General features: G+C 63.5%; 11 protein-coding genes. 4 read left to right on the forward strand and 7 right to left on the reverse strand.

Translation table 11 applies throughout. The annotated features are described in order from the left end of the window. The first annotated feature begins 6 nt into the window (after positions 1–6). On the forward strand, positions 7–2,655 hold the full coding sequence (locus BEN49_RS08500; RefSeq protein ID WP_204376074.1) for a TonB-dependent receptor: 2,649 nt from the start codon (positions 7–9) through the stop codon (positions 2,653–2,655). 38 nt (positions 2,656–2,693) lie between these two features. Here BEN49_RS08500 and BEN49_RS08505 read toward each other — a convergent pair whose 3' ends face one another. Next, on the reverse strand, positions 2,694–3,287 hold the full coding sequence (locus tag BEN49_RS08505) for a hypothetical protein (RefSeq protein ID WP_070742649.1): 594 nt from the start codon (positions 3,285–3,287) through the stop codon (positions 2,694–2,696). 182 nt (positions 3,288–3,469) lie between these two features. On the opposite strand from BEN49_RS08505, the gene BEN49_RS08510 reads away from it, so the two are divergent. After that, positions 3,470–4,045: a hypothetical protein gene (locus tag BEN49_RS08510; protein WP_070742603.1), complete on the forward strand. Its 576-nt coding sequence runs from the start codon at positions 3,470–3,472 to the stop codon at positions 4,043–4,045. 17 nt (positions 4,046–4,062) lie between these two features. On the opposite strand, the gene BEN49_RS08515 is transcribed toward BEN49_RS08510, so the two are convergent. From BEN49_RS08515 to BEN49_RS08525, 3 genes are all read right to left on the reverse strand, one after another. Then, the gene (locus BEN49_RS08515; protein WP_070742604.1) at positions 4,063–5,010 is read right to left on the reverse strand and encodes an EamA family transporter; all 948 of its coding nucleotides are present in this window, start codon (positions 5,008–5,010) and stop codon (positions 4,063–4,065) included. Positions 5,011–5,087: 77 nt separating this feature from the next. Further along, positions 5,088–5,810, reverse strand: a complete 723-nt coding sequence (locus tag BEN49_RS08520; protein ID WP_070742605.1) for a DUF2490 domain-containing protein — start codon at positions 5,808–5,810, stop codon at positions 5,088–5,090. A 96-nt stretch (positions 5,811–5,906) separates the two neighbouring features. After that, positions 5,907–6,455, reverse strand: a complete 549-nt coding sequence (locus BEN49_RS08525; RefSeq protein ID WP_083325918.1) for a zinc ribbon domain-containing protein — start codon at positions 6,453–6,455, stop codon at positions 5,907–5,909. Between the two features lie 315 nt (positions 6,456–6,770). Here BEN49_RS08525 and BEN49_RS08530 point away from each other — a divergent pair, with 315 nt between their 5' ends. Together BEN49_RS08530 and BEN49_RS08535 are read left to right on the forward strand one after the other, a co-directional pair. Continuing rightward, positions 6,771–7,673, forward strand: coding sequence for a helix-turn-helix domain-containing protein (locus tag BEN49_RS08530; protein WP_070742606.1), 903 nt, complete (start codon positions 6,771–6,773; stop codon positions 7,671–7,673). Between the two features lie 82 nt (positions 7,674–7,755). Continuing rightward, complete coding sequence (locus BEN49_RS08535; RefSeq protein WP_070742607.1) at positions 7,756–8,607, forward strand: SDR family oxidoreductase; 852 nt, start codon at positions 7,756–7,758, stop codon at positions 8,605–8,607. Positions 8,608–8,774: 167 nt separating this feature from the next. Here BEN49_RS08535 and BEN49_RS08540 read toward each other — a convergent pair whose 3' ends face one another. From BEN49_RS08540 to purF, 3 genes are all read right to left on the reverse strand, one after another. Beyond that, entirely contained in the window at positions 8,775–9,326 is a 552-nt protein-coding gene (locus BEN49_RS08540; RefSeq protein ID WP_070742608.1) for a hypothetical protein, read from the reverse strand. Between the two features lie 355 nt (positions 9,327–9,681). After that, positions 9,682–10,791, reverse strand: a complete 1,110-nt coding sequence (locus BEN49_RS08545; protein WP_070742609.1) for an AIR synthase-related protein — start codon at positions 10,789–10,791, stop codon at positions 9,682–9,684. A 162-nt stretch (positions 10,792–10,953) separates the two neighbouring features. Beyond that, complete coding sequence (purF, locus tag BEN49_RS08550) at positions 10,954–12,462, reverse strand: amidophosphoribosyltransferase (RefSeq protein ID WP_070742610.1); 1,509 nt, start codon at positions 12,460–12,462, stop codon at positions 10,954–10,956. Positions 12,463–12,517: the final 55 nt, after the last annotated feature.

Here is a 12,517-nt window from a genome sequence, read left to right on the forward strand (position 1 = left end):
ATTCGCATGGCGCATAAATTACGCTCGTTGCGAGGCGCAGCGGCCGCAGCCGTAGCCTTCGAACTGCTTCTGCCGCCCGCCGCCACCGCCCAAGGGGCCCCGCGCCGGGTGGCCCCGCGCGACACCGCGAAAGTGGATTTGGGCGAGGTGGTGGTGGCCGCCTCGCGGGTGGAGGAGAGCATCTTGCAGTCGCCGGTGACGGTGGAGAAGATTAACCCGCGGGCACTGCGCCTCACGCCGGCCCCGTCGTTTTTCGACGCCATCGAGTACCTCAAGGGCGTGCAGGTACTCACGCCCAGCCTGGGCTTCAAGGTCATTAATGCCCGGGGCTTCGCCAACACCACCAACGTGCGCTTCGCCCAACTCGTGGACGGCATCGACAACCAGGCGCCGCACATTGGGGGCCCCATCGGCAACGTGCTGGGGCCCAGCGACCTCGATATACTGGCGGTGGAAGTGGTGCCGGGCACGGCCTCGGCCCTGTACGGGCTCAACGCCATCAACGGGCTGGCCAACTTCAGCACCCGCAACCCGTTCCGCTTCGAGGGGCTGAGCGTGCTGCAAAAAACGGGCGTCAACCACCTCGGCGACCCCAACGTGGGGGCCAAGGCGTACTCGGAAACCAGCGTGCGGTTTGCCAAGGCGCTGTCGGATAAATGGGCCTTTAAAATCAACGGCACTTACCTGCGCGGCTACAACTGGGTGGCCAACGACCAAACCGAGCTGAACCCCAACGGCAACGCCACCACCGGCCTGTTTGGGGCCCAAAACCCGGCCCAGGACCAGGTGAACCGCTACGGCAACGAGTCGTCGGACCGCAGCACGCTCACGCTCGGCGGCAAGCAGTACGCCGTGGCCCGCACCGGCTACGACGAAAAAGACGTGACCAGCTACGACCTGCGCACGCTGAAGGGCGACCTGGCCATCCACCGCAAGCTGGGCGCCGCATCAGAGCTGAGCTACACCTATCGGGTGGCCAGTTTCGACAACGTGTACCAGCGCTCGAACCGCTTCCGCCTGCAGGGCTACCTCTTGCAGCAGCACGCCTTGCAGCTCACGGGCCCCGTGGTGCAGGCCCGCGCCTACTTCACGCAAGAGACGACGGGCCAGAGCTACAACCTGCGCTCGGCGGCCGAAAACCTGGACCGCAGCTACAAGCCCGACGCCGCCTGGAACCAGGACTTCACCAGCGCCTGGAACGCGGCCACCACCGGCGGCCAGGGCGTGGCCCAGGCCCTGGCCACCGCCCGCACCGCCGCCGACGCCGGCCGCTACCAGCCCGGCACCGCCGCCTTCGCCCAGAAGCTGAAAGACCTGGAAAACATCAACAACTGGGACGTGGGCGCGGCCCTGCGCGTGCGCGCCAACCTGGCCCACGCCGAGGCCCAGGTGAACATCGCCGAGGCCCTGCGGCGCGGCGGCGTGGCCTTGCCCGCGGGCCTCGACCTGCTGGCCGGCGCCGACCACCGCAGCTACCTCGTGGTGCCCGACGGCAACTACTTCATCAACCCCGCGCCGGGCCAGGACCCGCTCACTAGCGACTTGGTATACAGCAAAACCGGCGGCTTCGTGCAGGCCGGGGCCCACTTATTCGAGGACAAGCTGCGCCTGACGGCCACGCTGCGAGTGGACAAAAACGACTACTTCACCGCCAAGTTCAACCCCCGGCTCACGGCCGTGTACTCGCCCACGCAGCGCCACAACTTCCGCCTCAGCTACCAGAGCGGCTACCGCTTCCCGAGCCTGTTCGAGGGCTTCAGCAACGTGAATAGTGGGCAGGTAAAGCGCATCGGCGGGCTGCGGGTGATGTCGGACGGCGTGTTTGAGAACAGCTACCTGCGCACGAGCATCGACGCCTTCAACGCGGCCGTCACGGCCAACATCAACGCCAACCCCTCGGCGCAAACCACGGCCCAGAAGCGCGCCGCAGCCATTCTGGCCAACCAGAACACGCTGGTTAAGAACCCCTACACGTACATCAAGCCCGAGTACATCCGCTCGCTGGAGCTGGGCTACAAGGCCGCGCTGGGCCCCGGCGGCCGCCTGCAGGCCGACGTGGATTTCTACTACAACTCGTACCGCGACTTCATTGCTCAAGTAGAAGCCTACATGCCCCAAACCACCGCCGGCGTGGCCCTAAATACCGGCACCGACCTGGGCACCATCGCCACGGCCCTCAACGCCCGCACCGGCCAGGCCCGCTACCGCCTCTGGACGAATTCGCAGAGCCAGGTGTACAACTACGGCGGCTCGCTGAGCCTGCGCTACGAAGTGGCCGGCGGCTACCTCGTGGGCGCCAACACCACCTACACCCGCCTCGACCGCACCGAGAACGGCGACGGCCTGGAGGACGGCTTCAACACCCCACGCTGGGCCTACAACCTGAGCCTGGGCAACGAAAAAGCCCTCGGCAACTTCGGCTTCGGCCTCAACTACCGCTGGCAGCAGCACTACTACTCGCAAACCTTCCTGGTGAACGGCGACGTGCCGGCCTACCACTCGCTCGACGCGCAAATCACCTACGCCGTGCCCGCGCCCAACCTGCGCTTCAAACTCGGCGCCAGCAACGTGCTGAACCACTACTACGTGACCTACCTCGGGGGCCCCAACGTGGGCGGCCTCTACTACCTAGCCATCACGTATAGCGTGAAGTAACCTTGGTTTTTCCCAGGGCCCCAGGCCCGGCAAGCGCGCTAATCCGGGCAGATAATTGACGGATTGATGTGCTCTTTGCCCTTCTCCACCGTGGGGCGCTTGGCCTTGCCCTTGGCCCCGCCGCGGAAGCTGATGGTCCAGATGCTATCGAAATCGGCGTCGGGCCAGGCTAGCGGGGCTTTGATGCCCAGCTTTTTGGCGATTTTGAGGATGTTGTTGTGCTCCCACACCAGCAGCACCGTGCCCCGCTGGCGCCGCAGCTGCTTGGCGAGGCCCTTGGCGTTGTCGGCGGCGTAGTCGCTGTTGATGGTCAGGTTGTGGCGCACAGCGTAGGGCATGGCGGTTTGCAGCATCCGAACGGCGGTGGTGTCCTTGCCATCGGTGCCGATGAGCGGCACGTAGGTGAAGTCGGGCGGGGTCGGCATCAGCTTGTTGAGCACGGCGGGTAGGGCCAGGGCCCTATTCAAGCCGGCGCAGGAAAGGTTGTCGCCCGTAGCGGGCTTCTCGCCGTGCCGGATGATGACGACCCGCAGCACGGGCGGCTTGGCCGGGGCCGGCTCTTTCGGCGCGAAAGGGCTGAGCAAATACAATAAATACAAACGCGCATTATCAGCTTCAATAAGTTTGGGCATCTCGATCAGAACGGGCAATAAAGGGGGTTGGTGAACAAAGAACCAGGCAAAACTTCTCAAGCCCGCGCACCCAACCTACCCTACCCGACCGCCGGCAACGAGGCCCACAACGCCGCCGCCCACCCGGGGCCCCAACCCAGGCGGCCAGCGCTACCTTGCCGGGGCACAAAGCCCAATTCCCCATGCCCACCTTGCGCACCCTAGCCGCCAGCTTTCTAGCCCTACTGGCCGGCTGCCAGGCGCGGGAATCAGCACCAGCCGCGGCGCAACTGGGGCCCCCAGCAGTTGCCCCGCGGCCGGCGGTGGACACGAGCCGCGTGGCGATTTTCCCTTATGACGCAAGGAGGGACCAATACATCTTTCAAAACGCTGGCCCACTGAAGGCTACGGCGCTTTCAATGGCAGAATTTGCAATCGTGGACTCCTTGTTAGCGGCATGCGTCAAGGAATACAACCAAGCGCAGGCTGTGGAACTCGAGGATATGCGCAAGGTCATGCACAAAGATTATTTTGCTGTGCAGCTACACGAGGAACGCTACCTCATCAACTTGGCTAATTATAAGCGCCAATTAATCACAGTTACCAATGCAAAAAGCGAAAAAGTAGTGTGGATCAATTGCTTTTATCGCGAGGGCAGCCACGCTTCTTGGCGGCACCAGCTAATAGAAGTGGACGACGGGGGAAATTGCTATTTCAACATCAAGCTTAATCTGACTCGACGCACTTGGTATGACGTGATGGTTAACGGAGTTGCTTGATTTCCAGCAGTCCGCGTCTACTTACTCACTTTCTCCCCCACCTCCGGGGCCCTACTGCCCAGCAGCAGCAGGCCCACGGCCACCACCACCAGGGCCCCACCGCCGAGCATGGGCCAGCCCAGCTGCTCGCCGCCGAAGGCCCAGCCCAGGCCCACGGCCACCACCGGGTTCACGAAGGCGTAGGTGCCGGCCAGGGCTGGCTCCACGGCTTGCAGCAGCCACACGTAGGCCGTGAAGGCCAGCAGCGAGCCGAACGTGACCAAGTACGTAAACGCCCACCACGACCGGGCGCTGACGGCCGCCAGGTGCAGCTGCTGGGTTTCGCCGCGGGCCAGGCCCAGGGCCACCATCACCAGGCCGCCGCACAGCATTTGCATGCCGCCGGCCACGAAGGGCGAGGCCGCCGCCGGCCGCCGCTTGCCGTACAGCGAGCCGATGGACCAGACCAGCGCCGCCACCAGCACGCACGCCACGCCGAGGCCCGCGTGGCCGGGCTGGGCCACCGCGCTGCCCGCCCCCGCCGAGGCCCGCGCCAGCAAATACACGCCCGCCAGGCCCAACACCAGCCCCAGCGCCGCCAGTGGCGTGGGCCGCGACACGCCGCTGGCCCAGCCCAGCAGCGCCAGCAGCATGGGCACCGTGGCCACCAGCAGCGCCGCCAGCCCCGAAGAAATGTACTGCTCGCCCACCGTCACGCCGCCGTTGCCGAAGGAAATCAGGCAGATGCCGATGAGTAGCGCCCGGCCCCAGCTGGCCGCGGGCGGCGCCGGGGCCCCGCGCAGCCGCATGGCGCCGTAGAGCAGGGCCCCCGCCAGGGCGTAGCGGGTGCCTGCCATCAGCAGCGGCGGCAGGCTCTCGATGGCGAACCGGATGCCCAGGTACGTGGAGCCCCAGATGACGTAAACCAGGGCAAAAGCCGTGAGCAGGGCCGCGCGCGATGGCTGAGCAGCAGTAGAAGAAGGCATAGCACGCAGCCACCGGCCGCCGAAAGTGAAGCCGCAAAAGTCGTGGTTTTCCGAGTTGCGCCGCCGTGGGGCCCCGGCTACCGCTGGCTGGCTGGCCGGAAATCGGGGTTGAAAGACAAGCTCACCTGCACCGTGCGGTTGTCTTCGTACACGATGTTATCGTCGTGCGACACCACTTGATTGAGGTAGCTGGCCTCTAAGGCCAGGGCCTTGGTGAAGCGGTAGCCTAAGCCTCCGTACAGCCGGTTCTGGTTGAAAAAGCTGGGCGCGTTGTGGCCGTAGCTAACGAAGATTTCGTCCGACGCCAGCGCATACAGGGCCCCGGCCTCGATTTTGGGTCGGTTGAGGGGAAATTTTAATTGCAGCCGGTAGCGCGAGCGGTGCTGGAAATCAAACTTCGCCTGGCCTTCCGAGCGCAGCCAGCGTTGGTCCTGGATGTAGCGGTGGGCCAGGGCCAGGCGGCCGGCCGATTGGTTGATTTCGACCTTCTCATAAATGCGCCGCTCGCCGGTGCGGCCCGGGTCTGGGTAGTCGCCGTAGGGCAGCGAGAGCAGGTAAGTGTAGCCCGCCGTCAGCAGCACATCGTCCGACGCCGAGTAGTTGACGCCCGTCCGGTAGAAGTACTGTTGCGGGTCGCGCAGGCCGTTGGTGCGGCGGTACTGGAACTCGGTGTGCAGCCCCCAGCGCCGGTACACGCGGGCGTCAGAAAAGTAGCACAGCCACACGTTGCGGTTCGGGTCCCAGACGCGGGCCGGGGCCGGGCTGCCCGGCTGGCTCCCGCGGGCCCCGTGCCCAGCCAACCCGCCAGGAGGAAAAAGAGGAAAAAGTGCTTCACTCCCGCCCTAACGTAAGAACGGGCCCCGGGGCTGGCCGGGGCCCCAACTTGCTGGCGCCGCCTAGTTCTTCGCGCCGCAGTCGGCGCAGAATTTCTGGTCGGGTTTCAGACCCGTGCCGCAGCCGGTGCAAAACCGGCCCGGCCTTTGGGCCGCGGCGTTGGGGGCCCCGCAGCTGGGGCAAAACTTCTGGCCGGCGGCCAGCGTGGCCTGGCAATTGGCGCACTGCACTAGTGGGGTACGGCCCAAAAAATCGAGGTTTTGGGTGTAGTCCTGGGCGCGGGTTTTGGTGTGGATTTGCTCGCGGGTGGCCAAGGCCTGCTGGGCCCGCAGTTCCTCCTGCTCGTCGGGCGCGCAGTCTTCGCAAAGGCCGGCGCTGCCATTCCAGCACACATCGGGGCACACCCAGTGGCCGCAGCGCGTGCACTGCTTGAAGTAGGTTTTGCCCTCGGCCACGGCCGTTTCCAGGGCCCCGTCGTGGGCCTTGCCGCCAATGGCGCGCTGGATGTGGTAAGCCGCGTTCTCGGCCCCGCTCAGGCCCCCAAAAAAGCTGCTGGCCGCCTGCAACAAGCCCCCGGCAATGCCAATGGCGTTGGGCTGAAACCGCGACATGTACCCGTTGCGGCACTTGTCGCAGTGAAACTTGAACTAGTAGCCCTTGTCGGTCGATAGGTCGTCGTAGTTGGCAACGAACTGAAGCATGGTGCTCATGGCGGTTGGGGAAAGGGTGACGCGCGCAAAAATAAGGCAAGCACCGATAGCCATATAGTGAAGCTCAGATTTTACTGGCGGGGCGGTGGCACCGGAGCAGCACTGGGGCCCCAGTGCCGCCGCACCTTGCCAGCGGGGGCTCTGGGGCCCCACGGCCGGGCGGCTTTGCGAACCGCGGCGGGGGGAATCGCCGTTTGAATTACGTAACTTCGCTGCATGCCCGAACACCATACCCTCGAAGACTTTTACCGCGTCAAGGCGAACTGGCTGCCCGAAAACCTGCGCCAGGACATCGGCCATTTCAACGTCTTTCGGCTCGAAGACTACGTGGGGCCGGGCGTGGTGAGCCTGCCCTACAGCCGCAAGGATTTTTACAAAATCAACTTTGCGGTGGGCCAGAGCGCCTACCACTACGCCAACAAAAGCGTGGTGATTGAGAACAACGCCCTGCTGTTTGCCAACCCCTTGGTGCCCTACGAGTGGGAGCCGGTTAGCGAGCAGCAGCACGGGTTTTTCTGCATTTTCACCGAGCACTTTTTGCAGCAGCACACCCGCCTGAAAGTGGCCGATTTCTCGGTGTTTCAGCCCGACGGGCAGCCCATCTATTTCCTGGACGAAACCCAGCAGGCCCACGTGCGGCAGCTGTTCCAGAAAATGATGGCGGAGCTGGATTCGGACTACGCCTTCAAATACGACCTACTGCGCGGCTACGTACTGGAGCTGATTCACAGCGCCCAAAAGCTGCAGCCGGCCACCACGCTCTACCGCGAGAGCAACGCCGCCACGCGCATTGCCTCGCTCTTTACCGAGTTGCTGGCCCGGCAATTTCCCATCGAGGTGCGGGGGCAGCAGGTGAAGCTGCGCACCGCCCAGGACTTTGCCCACCAGCTGGCCGTGCACACCAACCACCTCAACCGGGCCCTGAAGGACGTGACCGGCAAAACCACCACCCAGCTCTTGGCTGAGCGCCTCGTGCAAGAAGCCCAGGCCCTGCTCAAGCACACCGACTGGCCGGTGGGCCTCATCGGCTACAGCCTGGGGTTTGAGGAGCCGGCGCACTTCAACAACTTCTTCAAGAAGCACACCGGCCACACGCCCACGGCTGCCCGTGTGGTTTGATTTTCGTAAGCATTGGTTTGAAACGGGCAAACGAGCCGGCTAAGGGCGCTTCTAATTTTGTGCTGTACAAAAAGCACACTTTATGACTCCTTCTAATAAGAAAACCTGGTTCGTTACCGGGGCCTCCAAGGGCCTGGGCTTGCTGCTGGTGCAGCAACTGCTGGCGCAAGGCTACGCGGTGGCCGCCACCTCGCGCAACGCCGACGACCTGCGCCGCGCCGTGGGGCCCCCGTCCGACCACTTCCTGCCGCTGCAAATGAACCTGGCCGACGAAGCCAGCGTGGGCCAAGCCATCCAGGCGACGGTGGCCGCCTTTGGCCGCCTCGATGTGGTGGTGAACAACGCTGGTTACGGCCTCATCGGCAGCCTCGAAGAACTGACGGATGCCGAGGCGCGGCAAAACTTCGACGTGAACGTGTTCGGCCTGCTCAACGTGCTGCGGCAGGCCACGCCGCAACTGCGCGCCCAGCAAGCGGGCCTGGTGTTCAACCTGTCGTCCATCGCCGGCTTCGCGGGCGGGTTCCCTGGCTTTGGGGTGTACTGCGCCACCAAGTTTGCCGTGACGGGCCTGACGGAATCGTACGCGGCGGAAGTAGCGCGCTTCGGCATCAAGGCCACGGTGGTGCTACCCGGCTATTTCCGCACCGAGTTCCTGACGGCTGGCTCGATTGCCACGCCGCAAAACCCCATCACGGCGTACCAGGAAGTGCGCGACACCCAATCCGCGCACCAAGAGCAAATCAACGGCCAGCAGCCCGGCGACCCCGCCAAGGCTGTGGCCCTGCTCATCGAAGTGAGCGAAGCCGCCGAGCCCCCGCTGCACTTGTTCCTAGGTACGGATGCCTACCAGCTGGCCGAGCAGCAAATCGCAGCCGTGCAGCAGGATATGCAGCAGTGGCAGCCCCAAGCCACCGCCACTGACTTCAGCAGCTAAGTCATTGGCAATGCCAATGCCAGCGCAACAAAAAGGCCCGCCGTATTGGCGGGCCTTTTTGTTGCCTTTGATAACCGGCGGTGCGTTCGAAACTTATCGGGGCCCCAAACCGGGCAGGTGATTCAGGGCCCCTAGCATCGTAGGGGCGAAGCGCCCGTCCGTGGCGGCTAGAACGTGTAGCGCAGGCTCAGCGCAGCGTCGTTGTAGAAGCCGGTGTAGCCATTGAAAACCTCAAAGAAAGGTTTGTAGTCGATGCCTACCACGAAGGGCAAATCTTCCAGCTTGTACTCCAAACCCAAAATCAGGTCGGCCCCAAACGCCAGGTAGTTCGTGTTGTCGTTGCGGTAGCCGTACGATGTGAGGTAGTACTCGTTTTTATGGCCCTGGTAGTAGCGGGCGTCTTCAAAATAGTAGCGGCCCTGGTAAGACCCGACGTGGAAGCCCGCGCCGTAGTAGAACTGCAAACCTTTCGCGCCGGAAATGGCCTTGTGTTTTTCGCCCAGCAATGTTAGGCGCACCCCGTGTGCCCGGTACTCTGTCGTGATGAGGCCTTCGATGGCAACGCCGTTTTTGCCGCTCAGAAAGTGCTTAATGGTAAGTCCCGAGGAGTAGCCCCCACCCCGCAATCCAATGCCAGTGCCGTAGCTCGAACTGCTGCCACCGCCGCCGCTGCGGCTTTTCTTCTTCGATTGGGCCAGTGCTAGCAAACCCGGTAGCATTAAAAGGATAAAAAGAATAGTAAAGGGTAGACGTCTCATAAAGAAAAGAATAAGGTGAGGTAAAAATTTGTACAAAACTAAGCCTATCGAATGGGGTTTTTCGCGTTGGCCATCGTTCGCAGCACCAAGGCATTCATTTGCTGTTCACATAATTATTATTTGTTGGATACTAGCAAGTGGGCCCCTGGTGGCACCGTACCACCTCCGGCAGCTTGCCCCGCCCTAACCATACCCTTACTAAGCACTTAAGCAAAAAGCCCCGCCAGTAACTGGCGGGGCCCTAATTATTTTTGCAGTTCAACGCCTTTGCGCTCCGTGGTTGTTGTGCCGCAGCAGTTTTCGCCAGCAGCCAGCGCTAAGCCGCTTCGTACCGTAGCTCCAGGGCCCCCACGCGCAGCGTCACGCCAGGCGCGGCGGTGAGGTGGCCGGCCACTTGGGCGTCGTAGCCGCTGGCTTGCAGGGCGGCCACCACGGCGGCGGCGCTGGCGGCCTCGGTCACGACGAGCATGCCGGTGCCCATGTTCCAGTAGAGGTAAGCGGTTTCGGCGGAAATGTCGCCGACTTCGCAGAGGCGCTGCATGGCGGGCAGCGGCTCAAATAAGTTGTCGAGCAGGGCCCCCAGGCCGTTTTTCAGCACGCGCTGGAAGTTGTCGGCCACACCACCGCCGGTGATGTGGGCCACGCCGTGCAGCGGCAAGCCAGCGTCGAGCAGGGCCACGATGCCAGGCGAGTAGATGAGCGAGGGCGCCAGCATGGCGTCGCCCCAGGTCGGGAATTCGGCGGCGTCGGGGCCATCGTAGGGGGCCTCGTGCCAGTTGTCGCCGAACAACTTTTGCAGGGTTTTGCGGGCCAGCGAGTAGCCGTTGGAGCGGAACGAGGGCGAGCGCAGGGCTACCACCGCGTGGCCGGCCTGGGCGGTTTTGCCGCTCAGGGGCTGGGCCAAACTCGGATGCAGCACGCCGATGGCCGTGGAGCACCAGTTGAAGTTCATTTGGGCCCCGGCCCAGCCGCCGATGCGGTTGCCCAACTCAGCAATTTCGCCGCCGGTGATGGCGATTTTGGCGAAGTTGGCCGCGTCGTGCAGGCCGCGCATCATCTGGTCCACCACGCCGTAGTCGAGGTGGTTCACGTCGATGATGTTCGACAGGTTAGTGGGTACGAAGCCGGCGGCGATGAGGTCGTCGGCCGTCATGGCGATGAGGTCGTAACCCAGCGTATCGTAGCGGTTCAGGCGCTCGGCCACTTCAATCTTGGTCCCGATGCCATCGGAGCTAATGCCCAGGCGCTCGGCCCCGAACCGGATTTCGTTCGAGAAACCGCCGTCTAGGTCCTGGGCGGGCTCGCCTGGCAGGCCGGTGCGGTTGGCGAAGGTTTTTTTGGCCCAGCTGTAGGCGTTGCGCGAGGCGGCGTTGCCTTCTTCGATGGAGTAGCCGGTGGGGTTTTCGGTGGAGGGAGCGGTAGCCATGAGTTATTCTGAGTAAGCAGCACTGCCCATCTAAAAGGCCGTCATGCTGAGCGCAGCCGAAGCATCTCTACCGCGCAAGTAATTCAATCGTTTTAATTACTGCCGCAGTGGAGATGCTTCGGCTGCGCTCAGCATGACGGCCTTGTGATGCGGCCAAAAAACCTAGTGCTCCGTGGGCTCGGGGGCCTTAGCGCTTACCGAAGTGCTGGCCAATTTCTTGGCTTTTTTGTCGCCGCGGTGGCTTTGGCGCTCCTCCTGCACGTGGCGCAGGTAGTGCGTCACGTCGCCGGTGGGGTACTTGCCCGAGAAGCAAGCGAAGCACGAGCCGCCGTGGCCGCGCTCCTCGGCGAAAAGTTGCTCCAAATCGGCCAGGTCCTGGTAAATCACCTGGTCGGCCTCGATGTAGCGGCAGATTTCGTCCTCCGAATAGTTGGCGGCAATCAGCTCGGTGCTCATGGCCATGTCGATGCCGTAGATGCAGGGCGACACGATGGGCGGCGCGCTCGAAATGAAGTAAACCTCTAGGGCCCCCGCCTCGCGCAGCAGCCGCACGATGCGCCGCGACGTGGTGCCGCGCACGATGCTGTCGTCCACCACGGCCACCTTTTTGCCGCGCACGAAGTCGCGGATGGGGTTGAGCTTTTTCTTCACCACGTCCTCGCGCCCGGCCTGGGTGGGCACGATGAACGAGCGGCCCATGTGGTTGTTTTTCACCAGGGCCCGGCGGTAGGGCACGCCGATGGCTTCGGCCAAGCCGGAGGCGGCGAAGTAGCCGCTGCTGGGCACGTCAATCACCATGTCGGGCTTCAGGCCGGCGTTGGCCACTTTGCGGGCCAGCAGCTTGCCCAGGCGCACCCGCTCGCGGGCCACCAGGCGGCCGTGAATCACGGAGTCTTCGCGGGCAAAGTAAATCTGCTCGAAGGCGCAGAAATTCTTGGGCAGCGCGTAGGGGTTTTTGTAGTGAACCTGGAAGTTGTTGTCGATGAAGATGGCCTGGCCGGGGCCCACATTTTCCACGAATTCAAAGTCCAGGTAGTCAAAGCACGTGCTCTCCGACACAAAGGCGAACACGGGGCCCTCGGGCGTGTCGCGGCGGCCCAGCACCAGCGGCCGGATGCCCAGCGGGTCGGTGAAGGCCAGCAGGCCGTGCCCGGCGATGATGGTGACGGTGGCGTAGGCGCCCTCCACCAAGCCCTGGGTGGTTTCCACGGCATCGAAAATATCCACCACCGAGAGGTGGTTCAGGTCCTTCACGCGCAGCTCCGAGGCGAAGGTGTACATGATGAGCTCCAGGTCGTTGGTGGTTTTGGGCAGCACGTGGTAGTGGTCGTGCAGGCGCTTGGCCACGTCGCGGAAGTTGATGACGTTGCCGTTGTGCACCATCGCCAGCCCGAACGGGTAGCTGGTGGTGAAGGGCTGGGCCAGGTCGGAATCGTTGGCGCCCTGCGTGGTGTAGCGCACGTGCCCGATGCCGGTGTGGCCCTTCAGCTTCTTCACGTGCTTGGGCTTGAACACGTCGTTCACCAGCCCCTGCCCCTTGCAGAGGTGAAAGGAATCGTCAAACGTGGCGATGCCGGCCGCGTCCTGCCCCCGGTGCTGGAGGGCCGTAAGGCCAATAATCATGTCGCCCACCACGTTGTCGGGGCCGTGAAAACCTACAATACCGCACATAAGATGTCGAGTTAAAAGTTAAAAGCTGGGAGTTAAAAGTGCTGGAAACGAGGAG

It is taken from the genome of Hymenobacter coccineus, from assembly GCF_001816125.1.
Taxonomy (GTDB): Bacteria; Bacteroidota; Bacteroidia; order Cytophagales; family Hymenobacteraceae; genus Hymenobacter; species Hymenobacter coccineus.

Excerpts from the sequence above, each read along its gene's own strand:
- purF (WP_070742610.1), bottom strand. The coding sequence starts at position 12,462 with ATGTGCGGTATTGTAGGTTTTCACGGCCCCGACAACGTGGTGGGCGAC.
- BEN49_RS08540 (WP_070742608.1), bottom strand. The coding sequence starts at position 9,326 with ATGCTACCGGGTTTGCTAGCACTGGCCCAATCGAAGAAGAAAAGCCGC.
- BEN49_RS08500 (WP_204376074.1), top strand. The coding sequence starts at position 7 with ATGGCGCATAAATTACGCTCGTTGCGAGGCGCAGCGGCCGCAGCCGTA.
- BEN49_RS08510 (WP_070742603.1), top strand. The coding sequence starts at position 3,470 with ATGCCCACCTTGCGCACCCTAGCCGCCAGCTTTCTAGCCCTACTGGCC.
- BEN49_RS08525 (WP_083325918.1), bottom strand. The coding sequence starts at position 6,455 with ATGTCGCGGTTTCAGCCCAACGCCATTGGCATTGCCGGGGGCTTGTTG.
- BEN49_RS08515 (WP_070742604.1), bottom strand. The coding sequence starts at position 5,010 with ATGCCTTCTTCTACTGCTGCTCAGCCATCGCGCGCGGCCCTGCTCACG.
- BEN49_RS08505 (WP_070742649.1), bottom strand. The coding sequence starts at position 3,287 with ATGCCCAAACTTATTGAAGCTGATAATGCGCGTTTGTATTTATTGTAT.
- BEN49_RS08545 (WP_070742609.1), bottom strand. The coding sequence starts at position 10,791 with ATGGCTACCGCTCCCTCCACCGAAAACCCCACCGGCTACTCCATCGAA.
- BEN49_RS08535 (WP_070742607.1), top strand. The coding sequence starts at position 7,756 with ATGACTCCTTCTAATAAGAAAACCTGGTTCGTTACCGGGGCCTCCAAG.
- BEN49_RS08530 (WP_070742606.1), top strand. The coding sequence starts at position 6,771 with ATGCCCGAACACCATACCCTCGAAGACTTTTACCGCGTCAAGGCGAAC.